Source organism: Ruminococcus sp. 1001136sp1, assembly GCF_039841815.1.
GTDB classification, from domain to species: domain Bacteria; phylum Bacillota; class Clostridia; order Lachnospirales; family Lachnospiraceae; genus Blautia_A; species Blautia_A faecis.
On sequence record NZ_JBDPGY010000008.1, the window covers coordinates 45,265 to 71,510 of the forward strand.

24 protein-coding genes are annotated in these 26,246 nt (G+C 43.5%); 11 read left to right on the plus strand and 13 right to left on the minus strand.

All coding sequences use genetic code 11. The features are described 5' to 3' along the window. Positions 1–23: 23 nt before the first annotated feature. Positions 24–1,370, minus strand: a complete 1,347-nt coding sequence (locus tag ABHC48_RS08550) for a glycosyl hydrolase family 28 protein (RefSeq protein ID WP_195699529.1) — start codon at positions 1,368–1,370, stop codon at positions 24–26. A 228-nt stretch (positions 1,371–1,598) separates the two neighbouring features. Between ABHC48_RS08550 and ABHC48_RS08555 the strand changes: the two genes are divergently transcribed. From ABHC48_RS08555 to ABHC48_RS08590, 8 genes are all read left to right on the plus strand, one after another. Then, positions 1,599–2,372, plus strand: coding sequence for a GntR family transcriptional regulator (locus tag ABHC48_RS08555; protein ID WP_148461064.1), 774 nt, complete (start codon positions 1,599–1,601; stop codon positions 2,370–2,372). Between the two features lie 35 nt (positions 2,373–2,407). After that, the gene (locus ABHC48_RS08560; protein ID WP_195699530.1) at positions 2,408–3,340 is read left to right on the plus strand and encodes a transglutaminase-like domain-containing protein; all 933 of its coding nucleotides are present in this window, start codon (positions 2,408–2,410) and stop codon (positions 3,338–3,340) included. Positions 3,341–3,414: 74 nt separating this feature from the next. Then, positions 3,415–4,458, plus strand: a complete 1,044-nt coding sequence (locus tag ABHC48_RS08565; protein ID WP_195699531.1) for a type II secretion system F family protein — start codon at positions 3,415–3,417, stop codon at positions 4,456–4,458. 21 nt (positions 4,459–4,479) lie between these two features. Next, entirely contained in the window at positions 4,480–4,830 is a 351-nt protein-coding gene (locus ABHC48_RS08570; protein ID WP_118584198.1) for a hypothetical protein, read from the plus strand. Further along, positions 4,827–5,315: a DUF4860 domain-containing protein gene (locus ABHC48_RS08575; RefSeq protein ID WP_173716506.1), complete on the plus strand. Its 489-nt coding sequence runs from the start codon at positions 4,827–4,829 to the stop codon at positions 5,313–5,315. The genes ABHC48_RS08570 and ABHC48_RS08575 overlap by 4 nt, the downstream gene beginning before the upstream one ends. 61 nt (positions 5,316–5,376) lie before the next feature. After that, a complete protein-coding gene (locus ABHC48_RS08580; RefSeq protein ID WP_195699532.1) occupies positions 5,377–5,838 on the plus strand; it encodes a hypothetical protein in 462 nt (153 codons plus the stop codon). Further along, positions 5,835–6,443 carry a hypothetical protein gene (locus tag ABHC48_RS08585; protein WP_195699533.1) on the plus strand — a complete coding sequence of 203 codons (609 nt, stop codon included), beginning with the start codon at positions 5,835–5,837 and terminating at the stop codon, positions 6,441–6,443. The genes ABHC48_RS08580 and ABHC48_RS08585 overlap by 4 nt, the downstream gene beginning before the upstream one ends. Before the next feature lie 4 nt (positions 6,444–6,447). Next, the gene (locus ABHC48_RS08590; protein ID WP_173717895.1) at positions 6,448–7,518 is read left to right on the plus strand and encodes a PilT/PilU family type 4a pilus ATPase; all 1,071 of its coding nucleotides are present in this window, start codon (positions 6,448–6,450) and stop codon (positions 7,516–7,518) included. A 131-nt stretch (positions 7,519–7,649) separates the two neighbouring features. Here ABHC48_RS08590 and ABHC48_RS08595 read toward each other — a convergent pair whose 3' ends face one another. From ABHC48_RS08595 to ABHC48_RS08645, 11 genes are all read right to left on the minus strand, one after another. Further along, positions 7,650–10,442 (minus strand): C1 family peptidase, encoded by a 2,793-nt coding sequence (locus ABHC48_RS08595; protein WP_195699534.1) that lies wholly within the window; start codon positions 10,440–10,442, stop codon positions 7,650–7,652. Between the two features lie 111 nt (positions 10,443–10,553). Further along, complete coding sequence (hisC, locus tag ABHC48_RS08600) at positions 10,554–11,618, minus strand: histidinol-phosphate transaminase (protein ID WP_195699535.1); 1,065 nt, start codon at positions 11,616–11,618, stop codon at positions 10,554–10,556. Between the two features lie 813 nt (positions 11,619–12,431). Then, entirely contained in the window at positions 12,432–13,826 is a 1,395-nt protein-coding gene (mgtE, locus tag ABHC48_RS08605) for a magnesium transporter (protein WP_195699536.1), read from the minus strand. Between the two features lie 111 nt (positions 13,827–13,937). Further along, positions 13,938–14,114, minus strand: coding sequence for a DUF6783 domain-containing protein (locus ABHC48_RS08610; RefSeq protein WP_334285795.1), 177 nt, complete (start codon positions 14,112–14,114; stop codon positions 13,938–13,940). A gap of 425 nt (positions 14,115–14,539) precedes the next feature. Beyond that, positions 14,540–15,880 (minus strand): phospholipase D family protein, encoded by a 1,341-nt coding sequence (locus ABHC48_RS08615; RefSeq protein WP_243284509.1) that lies wholly within the window; start codon positions 15,878–15,880, stop codon positions 14,540–14,542. A gap of 219 nt (positions 15,881–16,099) precedes the next feature. Further along, a complete protein-coding gene (locus tag ABHC48_RS08620) occupies positions 16,100–16,405 on the minus strand; it encodes an MGMT family protein (RefSeq protein ID WP_195477860.1) in 306 nt (101 codons plus the stop codon). Between the two features lie 82 nt (positions 16,406–16,487). Continuing rightward, positions 16,488–16,856 carry an IS5 family transposase gene (locus ABHC48_RS08625; RefSeq protein WP_243284510.1) on the minus strand — a complete coding sequence of 123 codons (369 nt, stop codon included), beginning with the start codon at positions 16,854–16,856 and terminating at the stop codon, positions 16,488–16,490. A 267-nt stretch (positions 16,857–17,123) separates the two neighbouring features. Beyond that, the gene (locus ABHC48_RS08630) at positions 17,124–17,513 is read right to left on the minus strand and encodes a VOC family protein (RefSeq protein ID WP_272067049.1); all 390 of its coding nucleotides are present in this window, start codon (positions 17,511–17,513) and stop codon (positions 17,124–17,126) included. Beyond that, positions 17,461–17,772: an HPr family phosphocarrier protein gene (locus ABHC48_RS08635; protein ID WP_173716517.1), complete on the minus strand. Its 312-nt coding sequence runs from the start codon at positions 17,770–17,772 to the stop codon at positions 17,461–17,463. Before ABHC48_RS08635 ends, ABHC48_RS08630 begins: the two co-directional genes overlap by 53 nt. Positions 17,773–17,785: 13 nt before the next feature. Then, complete coding sequence (locus ABHC48_RS08640) at positions 17,786–19,144, minus strand: gluconate:H+ symporter (protein ID WP_173773984.1); 1,359 nt, start codon at positions 19,142–19,144, stop codon at positions 17,786–17,788. A gap of 119 nt (positions 19,145–19,263) precedes the next feature. Further along, on the minus strand, positions 19,264–20,883 hold the full coding sequence (locus ABHC48_RS08645) for a mannitol dehydrogenase family protein (protein WP_195699537.1): 1,620 nt from the start codon (positions 20,881–20,883) through the stop codon (positions 19,264–19,266). A 320-nt stretch (positions 20,884–21,203) separates the two neighbouring features. On the opposite strand from ABHC48_RS08645, the gene ABHC48_RS08650 reads away from it, so the two are divergent. From ABHC48_RS08650 to ABHC48_RS08660, 3 genes are all read left to right on the plus strand, one after another. Beyond that, on the plus strand, positions 21,204–22,337 hold the full coding sequence (locus ABHC48_RS08650; protein ID WP_195699538.1) for an ROK family transcriptional regulator: 1,134 nt from the start codon (positions 21,204–21,206) through the stop codon (positions 22,335–22,337). 273 nt (positions 22,338–22,610) lie between these two features. Further along, the gene (locus tag ABHC48_RS08655) at positions 22,611–23,063 is read left to right on the plus strand and encodes a MarR family transcriptional regulator (RefSeq protein ID WP_173773987.1); all 453 of its coding nucleotides are present in this window, start codon (positions 22,611–22,613) and stop codon (positions 23,061–23,063) included. Then, positions 23,053–24,396, plus strand: coding sequence for an MATE family efflux transporter (locus ABHC48_RS08660; protein ID WP_195699539.1), 1,344 nt, complete (start codon positions 23,053–23,055; stop codon positions 24,394–24,396). Before ABHC48_RS08655 ends, ABHC48_RS08660 begins: the two co-directional genes overlap by 11 nt. 75 nt (positions 24,397–24,471) lie before the next feature. Here the strand turns inward: ABHC48_RS08660 and ABHC48_RS08665 are convergent, their stop codons facing one another. Continuing rightward, on the minus strand, positions 24,472–26,175 hold the full coding sequence (locus ABHC48_RS08665; protein ID WP_195699540.1) for a carbon starvation protein A: 1,704 nt from the start codon (positions 26,173–26,175) through the stop codon (positions 24,472–24,474). Positions 26,176–26,246 lie beyond the last annotated feature (71 nt).

Consider the following 26,246-nt stretch of genomic DNA (forward strand, 5'->3'; position numbering starts at 1 on the left):
TCCATCTCCTTTGTTAATTCCTTTTACTGGAATTTCAGTTCATCTGACAATTCCACAACCATGTGTAATTCACCAGGTGACATCACCTTTTCTCCATGAATTACCACATTGTCAAAATAAAAGCCATGAGGTCTGCACACTTCATTTTTCATCTCAAAGCCACGTATAATGGATACTGGAAAAGTGCCTTCTGTAATTTCAATATTTTTAAAGAAAATATCATTTACCATGCCTCTTTCCCTGTCTCGTGAATACTTGGAATCAAGAGTTTTAATATCAATAAATTTTTCCTGGGCATCTTCAATTCGGATGTTTTCATAAACAATATCATGTACATGGGCACGGTCAGCGTTATGAATTGTCAGTACTCCACCTGACTGATTGCCCTCATACTGGCAATGTACAACATCACAATTTCTGAAAACAACATCTGTAATTTCGTCACATCTGGTTTCATATCCGATTTCAAGTGTGTTTCCAAATTCTGCATTCCAGAACAGGCAATCCTCAACAAGGATATGTCTCACATCTGTGCAGCCTGACGGATCCTGGAATTCCACAGCCTTAATAGATATACAATCATCATTTGCCCTTATAAAGCAATTACGAAGCACTACATTCTCACATCCGACTATATCGACGCCATCTCCTGTGATCACTTTTCCCAGAACATTTACATCTTCAATCAGAACATTTTTACATGCAACCGGAACAATATGCCAGGAACCACCATCCAGAAGTGTGATTCCGCGTATTTCAATGTCCTCACCCAATACAGGAACGATCAGCTGCTCTGCACCATTTTCATCCCATGCATGCCAGTTTCCTCCATACAGGATTCCGTTTCCCAGAATACGGACTCTGTCTGCCATTCTGGAATAGATTCTTCCACTTACAACTGCTCCGTACTCTATATAAACAGTTTCGTCAGAATTAAGCTGAAGGCATCCCACGTTATAGGCTTTTCCGCTTTCAAATACATAAGTGGCATTCTCAGGCTTCGGTATGTATTTTCCCGGAAGAACATAAAGTGGTGACTCCAGTTTATCGTCCAGTTCAAGAGTAATTCTCTTTCCGGCAGGAAGGCTTATGCTGATTTTGTTTCCCTCTTCTTTGAATGGTATCTGTGCAGCTGCAGGACGGATAACAGCTTTCTGAAATGGTTCGTTTACTGTAACTTCTACCTCTGCCTTTTCATTTTCATCCAAGAAAGAAACAAAATCAAAAAATTCTGTATGATATACTCGCTGTTCCTTTCCGTTTACCTTAACCTGATACAGCTCTGATACCGGAATATCTTCTACCGATTCCAGTTCATACAATGGTTTTTCTCTTATCTCGCGCGGTACAAATTCCTGTTTTTTCGTCATTATGTTTCTCCTTTATTTTTAATTTATTTTCAAATTCATGATTATGTTTATAAACATTACTATACAATGTTTTTCTTTTTTAGTAAAGTGTTTTATTTGACAAGATACTCCTCTTATTTTTATGCATTTTGTATAAGTTCTTCTGTTTTTTTTAATTATTATTTGACTTATTTGTTTGATACATATATACTATAAGTTACTAAACAACCTTATTTGAAAGGAAACATTATGGAAAAACTTCCTGCATACAAGAAATGTTATAACAAATTAAAATCCGATATAGATAATAACGTTTATCCCATAGGTTCCTATCTTCCCACAGAAGATGAGCTTGGAAAAATGTTTTCGGTAAGCCGTACGACGGTCCGGCATGCCATTGACCTTTTGGTTAAAGACAAACGCATAAAGGTAAAGCAGGGTGCCGGCACACAGGTGATCAATCCCAAAGAACGAGAGCTTACCAGCTTCTCAAAATTTCATAACGTAATAGACATAAACACTCTGTTTCCGGATAATGCCGCCCTGACCATCAGCGGAACCTGGATTGACCGTATTCCTGCAAACAGCCAGGTCGCCAGTGCGTTGGACCTTAATGAAGGAACAGAAGTCTTCCGCCTTCAAAGAGTGGTTTCCTCCAATGAACAGCCTGTGATAATTCAGACAAATTATATCCGTATTGATTTTTTCCCAGATTTAGATACCTACCGCGAACAGCTTGTAGATCTCTATTACTTTATTCAGAAGCACTACGGAATTAAATTTGAAACTGGCGAAGAACACATCAACATCAGCTCAGCTGATTTCCTTGATGCACAGATTCTCAACATTGAACCGGGATCTCCTATTTTTTTCAACACCAGAACAGCACACTGTTCACTGGGTCCTATGGAATACCTGGAAGCCAGGATCCGTCCTGATCTGTGCCATTTCGTGGTTCGTATGAAGGAACCACCAGCATGGTACGATCTTCCCGAATTTCAAAAATCCCTGGAACGTGTTTGAAAATGAATGATCAACTTATAAAAAGGAGCGGCGCTATGTCTAAACGCATTTCGGCCCTTCTGCTTTGCTTATTTCTATTTTTCCTGCTAATAGTTTTCCCAGCTGCAGGCTGCGGTCAGAACAGCAGCTCCGGTTCCGGCGAAGAACCGCCTGTTTTTTCCCCGCTGAAGGTTCTGGTTCCGGAAGCTCCTGGAACAGACACCATAGGATATTCACCTCTGATACTGGATATTTCAAATATCAGTCAGGGATATCTGACTGCTGTCAGTGACAGCAATGGTACCACCAAAAACATCCAGCTTTCCGCGGATGACGGCGTTGTTTATTCTTATTTTGTAAGCTCCGGCGAAAGTGCTGTCATTCCGTTTACCAGTGGAAGCGGCACCTACCAGGTATCCTGTTATGAGCAGGTAAACGGCAGTCAGTATGCCGCACTTTTTGCCCAGGCTCTGGAGGTTTCCCTGGAGAATGAATTTCTCCCGTTTTTGTATCCGAACCAGTATGTAAATTTTACCCCGAACTCAGAAGCCTGCAAGCTGGCTCTTTCTCTTCTGGCAGAGGATGCCACGGAACAGGAAAGCATTGACACCGTTTTCCAGTATGTAACCCAGCATGTCACCTACGACGAGGACAAAGCAGCCACCGTTGAGACAGGATATCTTCCTGACATAGACGAAACCCTCTCTACCGGAAAGGGAATCTGTTTTGATTATGCTGCCTTGATGACGGCAATGCTGCGAAGCAGGGATATTCCCTGTAAGCTTCAGATCGGATATGCAGGTGACATCAAGCATGCCTGGATCGATGTTTACATACGTGGAAAAGGATGGGTGGAACAGGCGATTACCTATGACGGGGAGAAATGGAACCGCATGGATCCAACCTTTACCGCCAACAGTGAAGATGAAGAGCTTATCAATTCCTATATCGGTGACAGCGCAAATTATACGCTGCAGTTTACCCGATAGCACAACGAAAAACGCCTCGCAGGTTCATGGATTTTTTCAGGATCTGCCTGATGTTTTTTCAGAGAGGACTTTATATGATTACCAAATTAAACAATCGGGAGCTGTTCCAATTCTGTGAACAGTTTTCCATCATATTACGTTCCGGAATGTCCGCCATTGAGGGACTTGCCATCTTAAATGACGACAGCCAGACAGAACGGGGCAAAGAAATTTTGACCTTTCTTTATAAAGACATGGAGGAATCCGGCTCCCTGGCGCACGCCATGGAGCAATCCGGTGCTTTTCCTGCTTCTGCTGCTGCTTATGTACGCACCGGCGAAGAGACAGGCTGTCTGGATGAGGTTATGAAGGGTCTGTCTGCTTTCTATGCGAAGGAGATTCAGATCACAGACCAGATTCAGAGTGCAGTCGCCTATCCCCTTGTTATGCTGGGCATGATGACTGCGGTTATTGTAATTCTTCTTGTAAAGGTTCTCCCGGTTTTCCGCCAGGTTTTCCGCCAGCTTGGACTGGAAATGAGCGGGATCTCCGGTGCCCTTCTTGGAATCGGCGAAACACTTAGCCGCTATTCTACTGCCTTCCTTGTTCTTCTGGCCGCGATGATCGGCTTTATCCTTTTCCTGGTTCTTCACCCAAAGGGGCAGGAACTGATCCGCAAAATCGTCTGCCGTTTTCCCGGCATGAAGGAAATTCCGGTAAATTTGGATTACAGTCGTCTTTGCCAATGTATTTCCCTGGGAATCCGAAGCGGACTTTCCCCTGAGCTTTGTGTGGAGCTGGCAGTGGCTGTGGTTACCCAGACTGAGATCAGGGAAAAGCTTGCTTCCATTCAGAAGCAGCTCGCGGAAGGATATGGATTTACAGAAGCCATCACGGAATCCGGACTTTTTAAGGCTATGGAGCTTCGTCTGATCTCCCTTGGTTTTCAGGCTGGTGCATCTGACGAAGTAATGGAAAAACTGGCTGAGCAGTATGAAGAAAAATCCACAGACTCTGTTTCCCACATTGTGTCAATTTTGGAGCCTACTATTGTGATCGTCCTTTCAATTTTGGTAGGACTGGTCCTTCTTTCTGTTATGATGCCGCTGCTGGGACTGTTATCTGAAATGATCGCATAACAACTGTAAGGGAGAGTGAAAATGGATATATTTGAAACCAGACTCATTCGTGTCAGGCGGATTTTCCGCTTTATTGTTCCAATCCTGTTCGCTGCAGTCCTCTGCCTGATCTTCTATCTTGGAATTGCACGTACACAGACTGATTCCCTGGAAAAAGAACAGGTTACTTTAACGCAGGCACTTGAAGGAGGTGCCATCCGCACCTACGCCCTCACAGGCCAATACCCTCAGAGCCTGGATGAATTGCTTTCAGATTACCATATTACCTATGATTCTGAGAAATTTGTGGTAGAATATGTTCCAAACGGATCCAATCTTCTGCCATCGATCAGCGTACTTCCGGTAAATGCCAGAAAAGGAGGTGCCAGATGAATTCCAGATTTACCCGGAAGAACCACAGCATTGATTCACTGGCAGCCCTGCTGCTTTTTGCAATGTATGTGCTGTTTCTTCTATTTCTGATGCTTTTTGGTGCCGGGAACTATCAGGCCTCTGTAAAAAGCCTGGACACTAATAACAATCTTTATACGGCAGCCTCTTACATCACTACCAAGTTTCGTCAGCACGATATTCCCGGAATGACCTCCCTTACAGAGCTTCAGGGAACACAGGTTCTTTGCTTTCAGGAAGCTATTGAGGGGAAAGATTACTGCACTTACATTTATTTTGATGGCAGTCATTTAAAAGAGCTTTTTACAGCATCGGATTCCCAGGCCGATCTTTCTATGGGGACCAACCTTGCACAGCTTCAGGATTTCCAGATTGACGCTTTAGAAAACACTTTTTACAGAATCACATTAACGGACACAGATGGACATTGTTCCAGTTTTCTGCTTCATCCAGGGGTTCCTGCCTGATTCGCAGGCTCCTGAATTTGGGGCAGGTCACTTCTGAATGATGTGCTGAAAGGAAGTTTTTATGAAAAAAATCACTACCCATTCCAAATCCGGGCTTTTTCTTATGGAAATGATATTTGTCCTTCTTTTTCTTGGGCTGACCTGCGGTGTCTGCGTAAGACTGTTTGCGGCTTCCTACATGACAAGGGTACATGCCCGGGAGGACTCTCATATCCAGGAACTTATCACCAGCGCCGGTGAAATTCTGGAAGGAACTGACGGCACTGTTCAAAATTTTCTGGCACTGATGCCAGATGGAGTTGCAGATCAGGACAGTATTTGCTATTATTTTGACAAGCACTGGCAGAATGCTTCCGAAGAAAGTGCATTTTATAAAATGAGGCTCGTCTGCTCTGCTTCTGACAAGGTCAAAGAAGTTCACATTACTTTCGAAAAACTCCAGAATGCAAATGAGGAAACCAGCCTTTATACACAGACAATTCGCTTTCCAGTTTTTTCCACAAAGGAGGTAGCAGATTCATGAAAGAAAAGAATCATCTTTTTTCTGCAACTGGAATTCCTTCCCTTTTTCTAATCTTCGGAGTTCTTATGCTGGTGATCCTGTCCTTGCTTGGCTATGGTACTTCCAGGCAGGATCTGCGCACCAGCAGCCTTTCTCTGGAGCAGACCTCAGCCTATTATAATGCCTGCAGTGAGGCAGCTGATTTTTACTCAGAGCTGGTTCAGACATTGGAGGGATTTCAGACGCAGGCAAAAACAGAGACTGCATATTACCAGCTCGTCTCCGATTATCTGAACTCACAGGAGAATGTAGAATGGGATTCAGAGGAACATACTGCTGAATATGTGAAAACATTTTCCGACACCCAGAGTCTGGCTGTAAAAGTTTCTGTATTCTGGACTGACCGTACAGCTGATTCCACAGCCTCTGATACCGCTGCTTCTGATACCGTTGCCTCTGATACCGCTGCTTCTGATACCGTTGCCTCTGATACCGCTGCCTCTGATACCATTAATGCAGGATTGGACATGACCAGCAGCAATATCGCCGGAATCCTCTCCTGGAATACGGTTGTAACTGCAGACTGGAATCCGGACAACAGCCAGTCTGTCTACAAAGGAGAATAATTTTATGGAAGAAAAAGTAAAGGCTTTTCTGGAGCTTGCCACTCAGAAAAAAGCCTCTGATATATTTATTATTGCCGGTCGTCCCCTTTCTGTAAAAATTGACGGAAAGCTCTGTACACTGGATGGTTTTGAAGAACGGCTCATGCCTCCGGAGACAGATGAATTTATCCGGATCATTTACAAGCTTGCTCACGACCGGAATATAGAACCTATGCTGGAAACCGGTGACGATGACTTTTCCATGGCTATCCCTGGTCTCTCAAGATTTCGTGTAAATACATACCGGCAGCGTGGTTCTCTTGCCGCTGTCATCCGTATTATTGCATTTAATCTGCCTGATCCGCAGGATCTGCACATTCCTCCAGCTGTTATGGAAGCAGCTGACCTTACCAAGGGAATGGTTCTGATCACAGGTCCCGCCGGAAGCGGAAAATCCACCACCATGGCTTGTATCATCGACAAGATCAATCACAGCCGTGAAGGCCATATCATCACGTTGGAAGACCCTTTGGAATACCTTCACAGACATGACAAATGCATTGTCAGCCAGCGCGAGATCTGTACGGATACTGCCAATTATCTGGTTTCCCTGCGTGCCACCCTGCGTCAGAGTCCGGATGTGATCCTTCTTGGAGAAATGCGTGACCACGAGACTATCCAGACTGCCATGACTGCTGCTGAAACCGGACATCTGATTCTTTCCAGCCTTCATACTACCGGAGCTGCCAATACCATCAGCCGTATTATGGATGTTTTCGAGCCCAGCCAGCAGCATCAGATTGCCATTCAGCTTTCCATGGTTCTGCAGACGGTCATTTCCCAACAGCTGGTGCCGGATGTGAATGGACACAATATTCCGGTTTTTGAGATTATGAGGCTTACCCCTGCCATCCGAAATATGATCCGCGACAACAAGATTTATCAGATTGACGGTGTGATCGCCTCTTCCTCCCAGGCAGACATGAAATCCATGGATAACAGCCTGCTGGAGCTTTATCGAAACCGCCAGATCACAAAAGAAACTGCACTTAAATATTCATCTAATCCGGAAATGTTAAAACGGAAGCTCATGTAATGGGCTTCCGTTTTTTTAATATCCGAAGGTTGTCCTGCTGCAAAAAACTTTATAGTTTTTACTATGTGCAGACTATCTTCTATTCCACAATGCTTTACTGTAAATTCTATTTCTTTTCTGTAATTGATTTCCTACTTTCTTGTAACTGTCGCCGATACTTTATACTTTCCCTTTACAACACCATTTGGTTCTTTTACATAAGCACGCACATAATAACGGTACTTCTTTCCTTTTTTCACCTTCTTGTCTGTCCAGGTGGAAGTTTTCCCCTTCTTAATAGTAGCGGCCAGCTTATATTTTCCGCTTCCAGTCTTCTTGTAAATGTAATAGCCATCACACTTCTTCTGTGCCTTCCACTTTAATTTCAGACCTTTCTTCGTATTGGAAACCGATGAGACCGTCTGCCTGGAGGGTGCTGATTTATACTTTCCACTGGACTTGTAACTGCTTGCCACTGTTTTCTTATCCACAGTACAATAAGCTCTTACTGTATACTCATAAACGGTAGTTGATTTTATCTTTTTATCTTTGTAGGATGTAGTAGCTGCTTTCTTTATGTTTGCAAGCTTCGTCCATTTTCCAGAGGATGTTTTCCTGTAAACCACATAGCCTGCTGCACCGGAAATCTTATTCCAGTTTACTGTATTGTAAAGTCCGGAAGAAACCTTCACCGACACAGACGGAGTGGCAAGCATTGTCTTAGCCGCAGCTTCCGCGGTATAATCGGAATATTTTGCAGTACCGTTCACCATACTGTACGCACGGATCTTGTATGTATACGTAATTCCCGGCTGAACCTTCGTATCTGTCCAGGAAGTATCCGACCAGGAGGCTGTCTCCACCTTCTGATACTCTCCGCCGGAGGTTCTTCTATATATCTGATATCCGGAAACTCCAGCTGCTTTACTCCAGGTCAGACTGATCTGGTTATAGGCTCTGGCTGCTGCCTGGAACGAAGCGGGTCTGGTTACATTCACTGCGTTGCTCAATGTTCTTGTGTGAGCTTTTATTCTTACACAGGCACTTGGACTGGTTTTGAAAAAATCACTCCAGCCATTTTTTTCATGGTAACAGAAGCTCTGATTCTCCTCCAGACCTGCCTGAAATTCTACCCAGTCATAGGCACTGTTGGTCTCGCACAAGTATTCCACTGTGTCGGAACCGATATTGGTGATCACTACCGAATAAAGAGTTCCATTCATCAGATTTACCTCTGGCACTTCCACTGTGGAAATACCGGCATGTTCCTGATAAAAAGTAACCGGATTGGCAAATGCCGGAGTTCCGCTTACCGGATTGCTCTTATCCTTCAGATTTGTATAAATCTGAATGCTGTAGCTTCCTCCGTCAGTGTAAGTAGCCAGAACCACTTCTCCAAGGGCTTCTCCATTCCCATTTCCGGCTTTTGCCTGAAAAACATTGGCAATGGAGGAAATCCCACTGCTGCCGGAAGGATACAGCTTCAGCTTGCTCAGTGCACTGGAACCGTCATAGAAATAGTTGTTCCGGTACTTCGGACTGGTGGTGGCTTCTGCTGCTACAATATTATAATTGCATTTATTCTCATAGGAAATATAAAAATAACCGGCTTCTCCCCAGTCATCTCCCCAGCTGTTTCTGGCGATCCATGCCCCATTTGAAGTAACATTGCTGGCAGAATTGAAATTTTCCCTGGAATAATTGTCATCCCAGCCAATCAGAGTTATTGCATGGTTCACGCCTGCACTTCCCGGGTAGCTGTATGCATACGTATACGGATTATAATAGGTATCATACATTCCAAAGGACATGGAGACAGAGCCATATTCTGATATCAAGCTTTTAATATTATTTACAGAATAAGAAGTAAACGCCGCATTTTCCAGATAGGCTGTGGTCTGGTATGCCATTTGGGAAGACGGCACCTTGTCAGAGTCTAGGGTATGATCTGCATTTGTCTCATAAGGAACCTGGGATTCCAAAGCCATACCGCTCCACGTACTCAAGAAAATGGCAGCCAGAGTCTGATTTCCTCCATCTCTGTAGGAATGGAGGATATTGTTTTTGTCGTTGGCTGTATTTCCAAGAGGATCGTTCCTTCGATTGGCAAAGAAATATGCCAGATGTTCTTCTGACAGATCAAACAGCCCAGCTCCCGCCTGAAAAAATGAGATTTCCAGGTTGGCAGCCAATGTGTATGCCCAGCACATATTGGAAGGCTTTTGATTTCTCACCGGGATGGAAAGACTGCTTCGGGGATCGTATTTCGCAGGATAAGACGCAGCTCTGGCAGCACCTACGCTTCCTGTATCACCGTTTCCATTGCCAGCTGGCGGGTCTACATAGCTTAAGGGCTGCAGCTCACGGATCGGCTCCAGCTGAGCCTCAATCTCCGCATCGGTCAGATCGTCTTCATTTTTCTCTTCTTCGGCAGAATCCGGATCCATGCTGCCAAAGCCAAAATCTTGTTCCTGAAGTTCATCAGTACCACCATCTGAGAAACCGTCTGACAGGTCTTCCGATTGGGAGGGATTTCCATCTGTCATGCCTGTGAAGCTGGCATTGCCTGACTGACCGGCATCGTCTTCCGTACTTCCATTGCCAGCCTGGCTGTCATCGCCTTCTGCACTTCCATTGCCAGCCTGACTGTCACCGTCTTCTACACTTCCATTGCTAGCCTGGCTGTCATCAGCTAAAGTGCTTCCGCTCCCTGACTGATCATCACCTGCTGAAAAATCATCCTGCACATAAAACTCTTCCGCAGTCATCGCATCCGACGGCACAGCTGATGCAGCGTCTCCTGCGCTTTCCATTTCCACACTTTCCGTCCAGACCATACTCTGCCCGGCAATATCTGCTGCCTGAATAGGCAAGCCTGTAAAAATCAGGGACTGGGCAAGTAACAGACTTACAGCTGCTTTTTTCAATAATTTCTTATATTTCATATTTACTCCTGTCGTTCTGAGCTTCCTGTTCCGGAGTATTTTTCACACAGGCTCCAGAGCGTATTAAAAAATCACCAGAACAGAATTTTCGTTCAAACAGATATTTTTCACTTATTTATGATTTTTTAGATATTTTTCCAGAAAATGTATTAATTTCTCCATTTCTTCCTGAGTCCCTACCGTGATCCGCAAATGATTGTCAATCCTCGGCTTCGGGAAGTATCTTACATAAATATGCTCCTGACGAAGGGCCTCAAAAATTTCTTTGGCCGGACAGCTTTTGTGAGAAGCAAAGATAAAGTTGGTCTTAGAATCCGGGAATGTGAAACCAAGGGCAGCCAGTTCTTTCTTCGCCCATTCTCTGGTAGCAATAATCTTCTCACAGGTTTCTGTAAAATATGCTTTATCCTGGATAGCTGCCACACCGGTTGCAAGAGTGGTACGATCCATAGTGTAGGAATTGAAGGAATATTTTACATCGTTCAGAAATCTGATCAGCTGTGGATTGCCGCATGCAAAGCCGATACGCATTCCAGCCATGGAACGGGATTTGGAGAAGGTCTGGACTACCAGAAGATTGTCATATTTCTCTATAAGCTCCAGTGCTGATTTCGCTCCGAAATCTACATATGCTTCATCTACGATCACAATGACGTCCCGGTTGTGTAAGAGAATCTCCTCGATGTCACCGAGGGGCAGCTCCACTCCTGTAGGTGCATTGGGGTTCGGAAAAATAATTCCACCGTTTTCTCCGAAGTAATCTTCTTTGCGGATACAGAAGTTCTCATCGAGAGCTTTACATTCATATGGGATTCTGAAAAGATCCGCCCATACGTCATAGAAAGAATAGGTGATATCTGGAAAAAGGATCGGTTTATCTGAGTTAAAGAAGGTGAGGAAGCTCATGGCAAGTACATCATCTGAGCCAACACCTACAAAAACCTGCTCGTCTTTCATTCCATAGCTCCGGGCAATTGCATGTACCAGGTCGCCAGCTGTAGGGTCCGGATAAAGGCGGAGGGTATCTGGCTGAATCTCGTGTAATGCTTTCTCCACGCCTGGTGCAGGGGGATATGGGTTCTCGTTTGTGTTCAGCTTGATCATGTCCGGCTGATTGGGCTGCTCGCCGGGTGTATAAGGTACTACTTTACGAATGTTTGCTTCCCATGTATTCATTTCGGTCCATCCTCGCTTCTTCGTATTTTTATTATAATTTCTTTTTGAAAAAATCTGTAGTATGCATGTTTCTGCATAGTTATTAGTATTTTACTTTTTTCCTTGGAGTTTGTCAAATTTCGTTGTGGGGTGTTGCGGTACTTCTTTCTGCGGTTATATTGCTATTTTGTGGATTGGTCGTTATTCCGGACGCGATTTCACAATGTATATTCACCGCCGCGCGTCGCAACGTTCCGGCAAGCTAATGACTAACTACGACTAAGACGCTCAGGAGAGCCTTCGCGCCTAAGTCTCCGTAAGTCATGGATCTCTCCTCCACTAAAACCGCTCCTGAAATGCGCGGCTTGCGAATATACATTGCAAAATCGCTGGCTGCTGGAAAGGGAAGAAAGAAACTATAACGACAACAACGGGGGTGGGGTGACGTAGTTGGTATCCCGCAACTTTATTGTTTTTTTAATCTATCGCTGTCAGGAAAGTATCGGGAAACCAATCACTCCCCCTTCGTTAAAAGTTCTTTTCAACCAGCAAGTCCCAGCCAGTACACAGCATTTGGGCAATGTGTATTACTCCAGCGAGCCATTTCAGGCGCGTTCTTAGCGTAAGCGAAATCCAGCGCTTACGTAGACTTATGCGTGAGGGCTCTCCCGAACGCATTAGTCGCAGTTAGCGCTTAGTTTGCTGGAGCGTTGCGCCGGCGAGTGAGTAATACACATTGTCCAAATGCGTCCCTCCCGAAGAACTTTTTAACCATAAAAAAGCCCTTTAGGAATTTTTATTGACTTCCTAAAGAGCTTTCAATATACAATCTTATTAACCTGCCAGGTGAAGGATTCCAATGAGGAATACCCAGCCAAGTCCATAATATGTCACAACAGCAACAAGGTCGTTGACGGTGGTGATCAATGGGCCAGAGGCTACGGCGGGGTCTACACCTGCTTTTTTGAAAAACAGTGGGATACAGGTACCTACGGCACTGGAGATCAGCATTGCAAGGAGCAGGGCAACTCCGATGCAGCCGGATACGGCGTATGCAAATACCAAAGTCTTTCCTTTAAATAAGTAAATGTAAAGTCCAATGAGTACAAAGGACAATATACCAAGCAACGCACCATTGCAAAGACCAATCCGCATTTCTTTAAATACAAGTTCCAGCTTCTGCTTGCCGGTGAGGGACTCATCCATCAGGACACGGATGGTAACAGCCAGGGACTGCGTACCGACGTTTCCGGCCATATCCAATATAAGGGACTGGAAGGCCATGATGATGGGAAGCTGGGTAACTACGTTCTCAAAGACACCAACTACAGAGGATACAACCATTCCAAGACCAAGAAGAACGATCAGCCATGGCATACGTTTCTTCATACTCTCTTTCAGCGGTTCCTTCAGATCTTCCTCTGCGGTAAGACCTGCCAGCATGGCGTAATCCTCTCCCATTTCATCATCAACCAGGTCGATGATATTGGAAGATGTGATAACACCTAAAAGGCGGTTGTCATTATCCAGCACGGGGATGGAATCCTCGGAATACGCTTTCAGTTCTTCGATACAGTCGTCAATATCCTCTTCGGCATATACATATGGGTAAGAGGTTGCCACCAGATCTTCCAGGGATTTATCCTGTCTTGCAATGATCAGGTCTTTCAGATCAATGGCTCCGTAAAATTTCTGTGACTCGGTTACCACAAAGATTGTGGAAATATTATCGTTCTTAGCAGCCTGCTCTACAAGGCTGTTCATAGCCTGCTTCACAGTCAGGTTCTCACGAATGATAATGCAGTTAGTCGTCATACGGCTACCGATTTCATCCTCATCAAAGGAAGCGATCATCTCAATATCGTGGCGGACATCATCATCCATTAATTCGAACAGCAATTTCTTTTTGGCTTTATCAATCTTATGAAGAACCTCTACAAGGGCATCAGTCTCCATGCGTGAAAGAATGGCTGCACCTTTTTTTACATCCATTTCTTTCACATATTCTGCTGCATTATCTGAGTCCGTATACTCAAAAATATCGGACAGCATATCCAGTTCCAGAATACGGTACAGTTTGCAGCGTTCCTGAACAGTCAGCCTCGGCATTGCATCTGCAATGTCATTGGCATGAAAATCTCCCAGCTTATCGCTCATAGCTGCCGGAGAGGTATTACTTCTTACTACAGCCAGAATATCCTGGGTGTAGTCCTGCACTCTTTTCTCCATCCTACTTTCTCCAATCTGACAATAAGACAGTTCACCATTTCTAGGTGTTTATCTTATGTATTTTTGACGGACTTATACAAAGTCCATTTTTACGGACAGTAAAATCCGTATTTAAACAGAATATAAGCGTATAGCTTTTCTGTTCTTTGAGCGTGTTTGAAAAAGGTTTTCTGCAAGATGTACGTCACAATTTGTGGGAGATTTTACCAGAATGAGGGCACCATAGTGGGCTACGGCAACCGAATTCGGGTAAAATATACTGCAAAATGGAGCGCAGATTGCGGAAATGCTTTTTCAAACAGGTTCTAGGGAATATTGGATTCTTCTGAAGAACTCATAGGATAGAAAAAAGAAATGAAACAGTGTTCTTAAGCGCAATGCGCCTTTTACATGAAAAGAAGAACAGAATGTGCGCGATGCTCATCTGTCATTTCGTTTTTCCATCCTATGCAACTACTTCGCCCATGAGAATCGCAACTATCCATTCTGTTCACCTGCCTTTGTTCTTAGATTTTGTGGGAATATATTTTATTCCCACAGGTCATTCTAACTGCTTTTATACAAAAAATCAATTCCTATTTTGCTATTTACCTGATTTTTCACCTGATTTTTCAAGTTTCTTTCTATTTCTTTATATAGCTGTCATTTTTCTGTGGGCAAATAGAAAAAGAGAGACGGCAAAAGCCGTCTCAAAAGAATCAACACGCTATAAATTACAGTAACTGGCGCAATGGTCTTATTATAATTCTTAATACTCCATAGAACAGCTTTTTCTGCCAGTTCAGCACTTTCGTTTCGTACTGTGCTCCTTCGGTCTCCTGTCCGTTTGACAGAACTTCTTTACTTTTTTCTATGTAAGTACCTTCCGTGAACTGAATCTGCTGATTCAGTTCTTTGCTGTCGATAACAAGCATTAATTCCGTATCCAGATAAGTACTTCTCATGTCCAGGTTATAGGATCCGACGACAGAAAGTCGGTCATCAAGCAGAACAGCTTTTGTGTGAACTGGAACCTCGTTCATCAGCTCATATACATCGGCACCGATATTCAGAATTTTCTTTTTCTGATTCAGGTAGTCGGTGCAGCCCCAGGGATTGGAGCCTTTCTCTACTGCGTTAAGAATGATCTTTAACTGGGCATGGGACGCGATTTCATTTAAAGTGTCGTACATGTATCCGTTGCAAATTACATATGGGGTCTGGATCGTTACATTGTCTGCATTCTGCGCCAGATAGCAGATTGTCTGAAGTACCAGAGGCGTTTTTGGACCTGCATGGGTTCCGTTGTTGACAAGCGTAATTTTATTCGCCGGAATGGTATCCTCCTGCCAGGAGCTGTAATCTTCAATATCGGTGTATTTTTCTTTCAGGGAAGCGTAACGCATTTCTAAAGACTGGTACTGTTTTTCGTACTTTGAAAGTTTTTCCTGTGTCTCGTCTGTAATTTCATTTTCAACATTCGGTATTCCATTCACAATATTTGAGTTTTTTGAATTGCTTTCTGCACCCTCACTGTCATCCGATGCTTCTTCTGACACAGAAATATCTGAACTATTCTTTTTTCTTCCACCCTTTATTTGCACGCAGTCCTCATTCCATATCTGCCGGAAATACGTTTCCAGTTCCTGCAGAGATTCTCCCTCGCCCTTTGTGATATCCCACACCAGAATATCCCTGTCCACATTGATATCCGTAGTATAATCTCCAAGGAAAATATCATTGCTGTTGCGTCCACCCAGTAGATACATTTTGTCATCCACGATCACATATTTATCGTGCATACGGTAATTCAGCTTAAATAAGCCTGCTGGAGTCACCGGATTGTAAACACCAATAACTACATTCTCCCTCGCTGCCAACGCCTGAAAGTCTTTACTTCCATTCAAGAAAAGCTGCTGGTAAATACCATCGATCAACAGTTTGATTTCCACACCTCTTTTGGCAGCTTGATCCAATGCTGCAAGAAGATCTGTTCCGCTTTCATCTGCCCGCAGATCAAAGGTTGCCAATACAATACTCTTCTTCGCCGCTCCAATCATCCGCAGACGCCACAAAAGTGCCTCTTCATTATCATCAATACAGCGGATCCGTTCGCCCCCTGACGTATCGGAAGTAAATTCTGTCTGTTTCAGCGTTTCCGTAAATTTTTCATCTGGCTTCCTGCAATACAGCGGTGCAAAAACATTTACCAGTACTACAATAAGTAAAAACCATAAAAATATATTCCGTATTCGTTTTAGATTTTTCTTTATCGTTATACACCCTTTCTAAAATCAACATTCCCACAAATATTTTTTTAAATCTACACAACCATTTTCTTTCAGAGTAACTCCTTCCTCTTTCAGCAGCCACTCCTGCTCTGTCCACCCCGGTGCCAGCCTCCCCATATGGTTCACCACCCGATGGCAGGGAAACTTCCCATAGTTCTCTGCATGTGACAACACTCCCGCCACCAATCTGGAATTCTTCTCCCGCCCGATCAGCTTCGCGATCTGTCCATAGGTTGCCACTCTCCCCGCCGGAATTTCCTCCACCACGGAAAGAATCTCATAGGCAAGATCATCGTTTAATTTGGAGATATTTTCTTTGCGCTTGTTTGTTTTCAGTAAATCTGAAAAGGGATCATCAATCATAACTTTTGTCACCTACTTTTATTCACTTCTATTTTGCCATGTAGTATTTCGTTTGGTGGCCCCCTTTTTTTGCTCCAGCACTATGCTGATGAGCTTTGACAATAGAAGCGTCAATTGACAGTTCTGTTAATTCGGCTTCTAAGCTCAAAACACGAAAAATATTATCAAGGGTGCCGTCTTCAATCCATTTACGGAAATGGGAATAAACAGTTTGCCAGGAACCATAACGTTCTGGAAGGTCTCGCCATGGAGCTCCGCTACGAGCAATCCAAACAATTCCATTCAGAATTGTCCGGCTGCACTTTTGGGGGCGTCCCTGTTTTCCGGAATTTTCAGGCGGCAGTAATGGAGCTATACAGTTCCATTCTTCATCAGTTAATTCGTATCGTCTCAACATAATTAACACCCCTTTTTCTTTATTCTAACATGAAAATGGGTATTAGAATATATGTTTTGTGCAACTTTTATTTTTCAAACAGGCTCTAGCGTAGGCGTAATCGACAGGGAAAATTATGTTGTACTCATTTGGACAATTTGAATATAAGACTCCCTCGTAAATCAAAATGCCATCACACCGACTACTCCAAGTGTGATGGCATATGCCTTCTTTCTGTATTTTCCTACTTGATTTACGGATGGGTAATTGAATGTTCCCGCCGGGGTATCACAGATACTGGCTAAACTCTATCTTTTCCTTATTCGGTCCCTTAATTGTGAAAAATCTGACTCCGTTTTCCCAGAATGGTAAAAAATGGATCGTATCCCTGGTGATATTTAAACCAGCATGGTTGATCAGTTCATATACTTTTTCGATGTCTTTTACATCAATTGCAACGTGATCTATAGCGCCTGATTCCATTTTAGCAGCTTTATTCTCATATGTCTCAATTACCAGATTATTCAGCTTGAGGAATGCAACTTTCTCATTTGCTTCCTCGTTGACAGTTTGCAAAGCGACCTCAAATCCAAGCCTTCTATAAAATTCAACGGTTGTTTCTATATCATTTGTAGGAATTCCCACATGCTGAATTCCATTTAACTGCTTCCTTAACATTATTTCTCCTTCTTTTTTTCTCATATAACAGCCCGGCTTCAGCCAGTTTTTCTAAAATCCGCCTCTTTTCCTCTTCCGTCTCAACTGGAATCTGCAATTCTCCATATGCAAAATCCGGCAGGCTTAAGACTCCAAGCATGGATTTCGCGTCCACAATATAGCGTCCATAACAAAGATCCACATCGCAGGAAATTGATTCTGCAATACTGACCAATTTACTTGCATTCTGCATAGTTCCCAATGTTACTTTTATTTTCATCGCTTTCACGCTCCTACGCAAACAGACTAATCACAATAGCACAGACCAGACCTGTAATTCCAATAATGGTTTCCATCATGGTCCAGGATTTCAAAGTCGTTTTCTCATCAATCTCAAGAAGGGAACTGACCAGCCAGAAGCCTGAATCATTTACATGACTGAAAGCAGTTGCTCCTCCGTTGATGGCACAGACCATGGCAGCCAGATAAAGTGGTGACAGTCCTGCTACTCCAGGCATAGCGGCCATGATTCCAGCTGCCATTGTCATGGCTACCACAGCAGCTCCAACAGACGAGCGGATCAGTGCTGCAATGAGAAAAGCAATCAATACTAACGGAAGTCCGCTTTTTTCAAGGGCTGGTCCAATAATATTTCCCATTCCGCAGTCCTGAAGCACCCAGCGGACAATTCCGCCGCCAGTAATTACCAGTAGGATTTGTCCTGTAGGGCGCAGGGAACGATCCAGAATTTTCTTTAACTGCTCTCCATCATATCCCTGTTTTTTTCCAAGGAAGTACATGGCACACAACACAGCAATGATCAGCGCTACAAATGGAGTTCCCAGAAATTCCAGCACTGGTCTCGCCGGAGCAATACCGGGAATATAAGTTGAAAGTGTGTTACACAAAATTAGTACCAATGGTACAAGGATAATACATAACACTGTAGAAAACTTCGGAAGATTTCCTTCTTCGGCTTCCCGAACTTCCTGAATATTTGAAGGAAGTCCTGCATCAATTTTACTTCCGATAAATTTTGACCATAAAATACCGGCAAAAATCAGTGACAAAATTCCAACAGGCACACCTACTGCGATCATAATGCCAAGATCCACGTTCAGCATATTTGCCACCAGGACAGAGCCTGCTGATGGCGGAATAAATGCAAAGCCTGTGGCAAGTCCAGCCAGAAGAGGGATCACATAATATAAAGTAGATTTCTTTGTCTTTTTTGCAAGTCCGAATGCCAGTGGAATGAGAATCACCACGCCAGCCTCAAAGAATACGGTTGTACCAACTACCAGCCCTGTGATTCCCAATGCAATTCCAGATTTTTTCTCACCGAATTTATTGATCAAAGTCTGGGCAACACATTGTGCACCTCCTGATACTTCCAGAATTCCTCCAAACAAAGAGCCAAGTCCAATTAGCAGGACAATTCCCTGCAAGGTATCACCCGCACCTTTTTCCACTGTACTTACCAGGGTTGGAACCGGCATTCCGGCTCCAAGCCCAATAACCAATGCTGAAATCAGCAGTGATAAAATCGGATGAATCTTAAATTTAATGATAAGAAGCAGAAGCAATATAATTCCTGTCCCTGCCGCGATCAGCAGTCTGGCTGACTCTGCCACAAATACCGGTTCTGTCATTTTGTATTTCCTCCCCAAATTTCTCATTCAATAGTCTACAATTAAACAGATAACAACACCCGCATTTTTGCTATCCTATATTCGGGACTTATCAGCATAGTGCATCCCAGATAAATTTGTTACGCTGTAACATATTTATGAATTGTAGCTCTCACAGCTCCCGGCCCTGCGATCATTTCCCTGAACATGTTCTCAATCTTCTCTCCCACACCAGCTTTGTAAAGATCTGTGAAAAACAGGCGCTCGTTAGAAAGGATCGGTTTCAGCTGATTCTTAAAAGTCTCAGGCTTTCCAATAACAATATCCTTTAACTGTTCCTGAAGTTCCTCATTCATCGGATCTGGTGCCAGTTCATATTTATTCCCTGCATCATCCACTGCCAGCATATATCTTAACCAGCCAGCGATTCCAAGAGGAATTGCTGTGAGCTTAGATGCATTCCCGAATCTCTTCACATATGCCTTTACAGTCTCTCCAAAACGGATTCCAACCATCTGGGATACATCCACAGCAAGACGAAGGTTGGTATCGCCAAGGTATTCATTTGGGAAACGATCGTTAAAAAGCTCATCCACAAATGCCTGTGGGGAAAGGATTCCAGGATCAGCAACTACCGGAAGACCCTCACCATAGGCTACCATACGTGCCATTTTCATCATGTCTTCATTTGTATTCAGCATATGGGCAAAAAGGTCATATCCAAGAACCACGCCAAGAGGACCAGTTGCAGAATGAACCGGATTCAGACATACCGTTACTTTCATTCTCTCAGAAAGATTTACTGTATTTCTGTCTGCCATGTATACGCCGAAGCCTTTTTCCAGAGCAGGACGTCCATTGGGGAAGCTGTCCTCGATTACAAGATACTGTGGTTTCTCAGCATTTACAAATGGTGCAATATATGTTTTCTTGCTTGTGATAACAGGCTGCATGCTTTCTACGCCAAGCTTCTCAAGGTCAGCTGCAATCTGCTCACTGGGACGAGGTGTGATCTTATCGATCATGGTCCATGGGAAAGCAACCACTTTCTCATCACTTACATAGCTTATAAATCCATCATCTACAAATCCGGCTTTCTTCCATTCTTCTGTCATAGTCAGCACAGACTCACGAAGCTTCGCACCATTCTGGGAGCAATTGTCCATGGATACAAGAGCGATCGGATATTCGCCTGCTTTATATCTCTCGTAGAGCATTGCCACCAGAACTGCCATGGCACCTGTGGCCTTATCCGGACCATTCTGGATATCAGCCTGTACAAATGGGAACCAGGTTCCGTCAGCTTTATGTAATGCATATCCTTTTTCCGTGATGGTAAAGGATACCATCTGAAGGGATTTACTGGTAAAAATTTCTTTCAGACGGTTCCACTGAGCCAGTTCTGAAGACTGAGCCTTTACAGCTTCTGCCAGAGCGCCCAAAACCTTATATTCACGGGTTCCGTCTCCATGAAGGATTACATTTAATCCAAGATTGTCATATGGTTCATAAATCTTATCCACTACATCATAGTCAAAGGTCTCCACACAGGTAATTCCTCTGTCCAGAATTTCGTCTTCCAGAAGTCCGTCTGCAATACCACCGATAAATACACGGAAAATATTGCCGATTCCAAAATGTACCCATACTGGAGCTTCTTTCGCTTTGGCAGATATTTTCTCCACATCATAACCTGGAAGCTGAATTCCTGCATTTTCCCATGCTTCATGCTCTTTGATTCCGTTTAATGTTAATTTCATGTTCTGTTCCTCCCTGATTTTTCGTCTTATACAGATCTGATTTCCACTCAAAATCTGTTATCTCTTTATCATTCCTTCTTGTTTTGACTTATGTGTATGTCTTAACTGTAAGTTCAGTATATATCTTTCCTGTTAAAAAATCTATTGGCAGAAAGTATAATTTTTAAATTCTGATTTTGTATGATTCTACCAATTTATTAATAACGGATTACTGGTTGCTCTGTTACTGTTGCTTTTTCCCAAGCTCTATACTAGAATACAGTTAAATCTTAATATTATCTGGTACATTAAAGATGAAATAACATAACCAGGAGACTATCATGAGTGAAAAAGGATTAACTACCATTGCTTTAAAAAAGATAAACCGTTCCAAAATTTACCAATACATTTACCGGAACAAACTGACCTCCAAGCTACAGATTGTCCAGGATCTGCAGATGGGTCTGTCTACTGTCAGCCAGAATTTAAATCTTCTGGAAAATGAAGGGCTGATCGAGAAAAATGGTTACTTTGATTCCACCGGAGGACGAAAGGCCAATGCCATTCAGATTGTTTCGGATTTCAGAATTTCCATTGGTGTTGGAATATTAAAAAATATGTTTCATATCACCGCCATTGATCTGTACGGAAACACGGTCTATACGGATACAATTCCGCTTACCTACTCAAACACAGCTGCGTATTACCAGCAGATCACTGACAAAGTCAAGGACTTTATTGAAAAAAACCAGTATCCGGAAGACAAAATTCTTGGTGTTTCCATTGCTACCCAGGGAATCACCTCCCCGGACAATACCACTGTTATTTACGGAAACATTATGAACAACACCGGTATGCGTCTGAAGGATTTTTCCAGGCATCTGCCCTATCCCTGCCATCTGGAGCATGACTCCAAATCAGCTGCTTTTCTGGAATTATGGAATCATCCGGAGCTTGACAGTGCTGTTGTTTTTTTATTGAATCGAAATCTTGGCGGTGCCATTATCACCAATCACCAGATTCACCAGGGATGTTCTATGCACAGCGGAACAATCGAGCATATATGCGTCAACCCTGACGGACCGCTTTGCTACTGCGGAAACCGGGGCTGTCTGGAAACCTATTGCTCTGCCAACTCCTTGGAACAGGCCAGCGGCATGACTATAAAGGAATTTTTTCCTCTTTTAAGAGAAAAAAAATCCCCCCAGCTTATACAAATCTGGGAGGATTATCTGAAACATCTGGCTTTTGCAATGAAAAACCTGAATCTGGTTATTGATGCACCCATCATTATCAGTGGATATCTGGCACCTTATTTTACGGAAGATGACACGGATTATCTGCTGCGGCAGATCAATTCCATGACTCCATTTGAGCTGAAAGAAGAACAGATTCTCGTGGGCACACATGGGCAGTATACACCTGCGATCGGGGCTGCACTTTTTTATGTGAAGGAATTTATCCAGTCAGTTTGACACTAAAAAAGCTACTGTTCACTCTGTGACCAGCAACACGCTTCGGGATGCACAGAAATCATGCATTCGCATGATTTCGCGCCGAGGTTCTCGTTTTTTCTGTGAGCTTTGCTTACAAAAAACACCTCGCAGAATGTTACCAATAAACAGTAACCTAAAAAATCAATGCAAAATATGTAATTACACATTTTTCTTGACAAAAGTTTTCGCTCTTATTATAATTACCGTTGTTAATTAACAGTGGTAATTATTTTTTTGTAAGGAGAAATAACTATGGACATTGAACTTATCAAACGTATGATGGATGCCTGTTATCAGGGCAAGCGAATCCGAGATATGCTGCCGCCTCTGCCAGATGGAGTTGCATCTTCTTTTATTCAATATCTGGATATCATTGAAAAACTGGAAAAACAGGGTATTCGAGTGAAGATATCCGATGTAAGTGACGCTCTTTCCCTCCCACGTCCCGGTGTAACCCGTACAGTGAAGGACATGGAAGCCAAAGGCTATGTGAAAAAGCTTGCATCTGCAGAGGACGGCCGGATTACCTATCTGACTGTTACAGAAGCCGGAAAAGCCCTTTCAGAGAAGTACAACAAACAGTACTTTACTATTCTATCCGGTTATGTAGACAGTATTCCAGAGGAGGACATTCTATGTACCATCCGGACCATGGAGAAATTTTATAAGATTATGTGTGAAAGGAGAATTGACCTTGACAAATGAAAAAAATGATTTTACACAGGGAAGCATTCTGAAAAAGCTTGCCCTTTTTATGCTGCCGATTCTTGGTGCCCTTATACTGCAGGCAGCATATGGTGCAGTAGACCTTCTGGTAGTTGGACGCTTCGGCTCTACATCCGGGCTGTCTGCTGTTTCTACCGGCAGTCAGGTATTGAACCTTGTGACTTTTGTGGTAACACAGTTTGCTATGGGAATCACAGTCCTCATAGCCCGCTATCTTGGCGAAAAAAAGCCGGAACGGATTGGCTCTGTTATTGGCGGTGCTGCAGTTGTTTTTGCTGTCATTTCTGCCATACTTTTTATTGTAATGATTGCTTTCGCCCACCCTATTTCCGTGCTTATGCAGGCTCCTGAGGAGGCTGTTTCACTTACCACAAGCTATGTAAGAATCTGTGGAAGCGGTATTTTCTTCATTGTTGCCTATAACCTGCTTTCTGCTATTTTCCGCGGGCTTGGTGACAGTAAATCGCCGCTTTTATTCGTTCTGGTAGCCTGTATTGTAAATATTTTCGGAGATTTATTTCTGGTTGCAGGGCTTCATCTGGATGCCGCCGGCGCAGCTCTCGCAACCGTTTTCGCACAGGCGGTCAGTGTAGTATGTGCGATCGTCATCCTGCTGAAAAAGAAGCTGCCCTTTTCCATCCAAAAATCCGACTTCCGTTTTAATTCCCAATGTAAACGTTTTCTGGGAATCGGACTGCCTCTGGCTCTCCAGGAATTTCTTACCCAGATGTCCTTCCTGGCACTTTGTGCATTTGTAAACAGATTAGGGCTGGAAGCCTCCTCCGGATATGGGGTTGCCTGCAAAATTGTAAACTTTGCCATGCTGATTCCAAGCGCACTGATGCAGTCCATGGCATCCTTCGTTTCCCAGAATGTAGGAGCGGGAAAGCCGAAGCGTGCAAAGCAGTCCATGTTCACCGGAATCGGAGTCGGACTGCTATTCGGATGTCTGGTTTTTGTTCTGATTCTATTGAAGGGTGATGTACTTGCCAGCCTGTTCTCAACTGATGCCGCAGTTATCCAGAAAGGCTTTGAGTATCTGAAGGGCTTCGCGCCTGAAACAATTTTAACAGCAATTATGTTTAGTATGGTTGGTTATTTTAACGGAAATAACCAGACCTTATGGGTTATGTTTCAGGGATTGTTCCAGACACTTCTGGTGCGTCTTCCAATGTCATATTATATGAGCATTCAGCCTGCTGCCAGCCTGACAAAAATCGGTCTGGCAGCACCTGCCTCCACACTGGTAGGCATTTTGCTTAATGTAATTTTCTTTCTGTACTTCAACAAAAAAATCAATAACAGGCAATAAGTAAAAAAACAGTCCCCTACGCAGTCTGTAAAATGTACTGCGTTGGGGACTTATTTTATGACGGGATTATTCTTATTATGCCCGTTCTGCTTTCTTTTCAGTTTCCGGTTTTTCCAAAAGCTTCTTAATACCCTGGATTGCAACCAGCACACCCAGTATTAACAGTAATACTGCAAATATCAGCTGTAAAGAATTTCCAAAATCCAGACCTGTTGTTACAAATGCTTTGGAAAGCTTTACAATTGTCATTCCAAGTGCGGTAAAGGTAACTGCCATCATAAATACCATTGGTACCCAAAGCATCCAGCCCTGACGCTTGGTTTTCTTTAAGAATACTGCGCAGGCTACCAGTGCCAGTACAGATAACAGCTGGTTTGCAGAACCGAACAACGGCCAGATTTCCGCATATCCAACCTTTGTAAGCAGGTAAGCAAGTACAAGTGTAATGATGGTTGCAAAGTATTTGTTTGTTACTACTTTCTGGAATGGACTCATATTTTTCTCATCTGTGTCAGAATCAAGGAAAAATTCCTGGAAAGACAGACGTCCTACTCTGGCTACAGAGTCAAGTGATGTAAGCGCAAATGCGGATACTGCAAGGTTGATCAGAGTGAACACAAGGGAGTGAGGCAAACCGATCACAGAAAGGAAGTTTGCAATCGCACCTGCGAAAATCTGTGGCTGGGTGGTAAGTCCCTGTGCTGCTGCCTCGCCCTGTCCAAAGGATGCAACTGCAATCAATGCGATGATTGCAAGCATACTTTCCATAAGCATTGCACCAAAGGAAACCGGCAACATGTTCTTTTCATTTTTGATCTGCTTGGAAGCAGTACCGGAAGATACCAGAGAGTGAAAACCGGAAACTGCACCACAGGCAATTGTTACAAATAAGATTGGGAACATGTACTGTCCATCTACGTTAAAGCTTGTAAACGCCTGAAGGTTACATGCCGGGTTTGCTGCAAATACACCGATAACAGCGCCCACGATCATGAAGATCAGAAGATAACTGTTCAGATAATCACGTGGCTGAAGCAGCGCCCATACAGGAGCTACACTGGCAATCAGAATATATACAAAGATAATAATGTGCCATGTTCCAAGGCTTACATACATCGGGAACTGCAGTCCCAGCACAATTGCTGCAACCAACAGCACAATTGCAAAAGCAGTATTTACCCATTTATTGAACTTTGTGTATTTCAGGAAAAATCCAAGTCCAACTGCTTCAAAAATGAATAACATGGAAGTTGTTGCAACAGCTCCGTTTGCCACTACCTTTGTCACTTCTCCTGCATCATTTGTGGCAAATCCGTTAAAGGTTCCGGCTACAACATCTGCGAATGCTGCAACAACCAGAATACAGAACAGCCAGCAGAATAAAAGGAATAATTTTTTTCCAAGTTTTCCAATGTACGCTTCAATAATGTATCCAATTGTACGTCCTTTGTTCTTTACAGAGGCATACATAGATGCAAAGTCCTGAACTGCTCCAAAGAACACACCACCGATCAGGATCCAAAGAAGTACCGGAAGCCATCCAAAAATGGCAGCCTGGATTGGTCCATTGATCGGGCCGGCACCGGCAATAGATGCGAACTGATGTCCAAATACTACATTGGTATCAGCCGGTACATAATCAACTCCATCCTCCATTTCGTAAGCCGGAGTTTTTGCTTTCGGGTCAATTCCCCATTTGTTCTGGAGGTAACGGCCATACAGAAGATAGGCGCCGCCCAGAACTACGATAGCGATTACCATCATCATAATTCCACTCATAATCTTTCTCCTCGTCTTTCATTTGTAGTCAAGTGGTTAATATATATAAAAAACGCCCTTGCTATCCAATG

Bases quoted from the DNA above. Each gene is read 5' to 3' on its own strand.
- ABHC48_RS08550 (WP_195699529.1), bottom strand. From the start codon at position 1,370: ATGACGAAAAAACAGGAATTTGTACCGCGCGAGATAAGAGAAAAACCA.
- ABHC48_RS08555 (WP_148461064.1), top strand. From the start codon at position 1,599: ATGGAAAAACTTCCTGCATACAAGAAATGTTATAACAAATTAAAATCC.
- ABHC48_RS08560 (WP_195699530.1), top strand. From the start codon at position 2,408: ATGTCTAAACGCATTTCGGCCCTTCTGCTTTGCTTATTTCTATTTTTC.
- ABHC48_RS08565 (WP_195699531.1), top strand. From the start codon at position 3,415: ATGATTACCAAATTAAACAATCGGGAGCTGTTCCAATTCTGTGAACAG.
- ABHC48_RS08570 (WP_118584198.1), top strand. From the start codon at position 4,480: ATGGATATATTTGAAACCAGACTCATTCGTGTCAGGCGGATTTTCCGC.
- ABHC48_RS08575 (WP_173716506.1), top strand. From the start codon at position 4,827: ATGAATTCCAGATTTACCCGGAAGAACCACAGCATTGATTCACTGGCA.
- ABHC48_RS08580 (WP_195699532.1), top strand. From the start codon at position 5,377: ATGAAAAAAATCACTACCCATTCCAAATCCGGGCTTTTTCTTATGGAA.
- ABHC48_RS08585 (WP_195699533.1), top strand. From the start codon at position 5,835: ATGAAAGAAAAGAATCATCTTTTTTCTGCAACTGGAATTCCTTCCCTT.
- ABHC48_RS08590 (WP_173717895.1), top strand. From the start codon at position 6,448: ATGGAAGAAAAAGTAAAGGCTTTTCTGGAGCTTGCCACTCAGAAAAAA.
- ABHC48_RS08595 (WP_195699534.1), bottom strand. From the start codon at position 10,442: ATGAAATATAAGAAATTATTGAAAAAAGCAGCTGTAAGTCTGTTACTT.
- hisC (WP_195699535.1), bottom strand. From the start codon at position 11,618: ATGAATACATGGGAAGCAAACATTCGTAAAGTAGTACCTTATACACCC.
- mgtE (WP_195699536.1), bottom strand. From the start codon at position 13,826: ATGGAGAAAAGAGTGCAGGACTACACCCAGGATATTCTGGCTGTAGTA.
- ABHC48_RS08625 (WP_243284510.1), bottom strand. From the start codon at position 16,856: ATGTTGAGACGATACGAATTAACTGATGAAGAATGGAACTGTATAGCT.
- ABHC48_RS08630 (WP_272067049.1), bottom strand. From the start codon at position 17,513: ATGTTAAGGAAGCAGTTAAATGGAATTCAGCATGTGGGAATTCCTACA.
- ABHC48_RS08635 (WP_173716517.1), bottom strand. From the start codon at position 17,772: ATGAAAATAAAAGTAACATTGGGAACTATGCAGAATGCAAGTAAATTG.
- ABHC48_RS08640 (WP_173773984.1), bottom strand. From the start codon at position 19,144: ATGACAGAACCGGTATTTGTGGCAGAGTCAGCCAGACTGCTGATCGCG.
- ABHC48_RS08645 (WP_195699537.1), bottom strand. From the start codon at position 20,883: ATGAAATTAACATTAAACGGAATCAAAGAGCATGAAGCATGGGAAAAT.
- ABHC48_RS08650 (WP_195699538.1), top strand. From the start codon at position 21,204: ATGAGTGAAAAAGGATTAACTACCATTGCTTTAAAAAAGATAAACCGT.
- ABHC48_RS08655 (WP_173773987.1), top strand. From the start codon at position 22,611: ATGGACATTGAACTTATCAAACGTATGATGGATGCCTGTTATCAGGGC.
- ABHC48_RS08665 (WP_195699540.1), bottom strand. From the start codon at position 26,175: ATGAGTGGAATTATGATGATGGTAATCGCTATCGTAGTTCTGGGCGGC.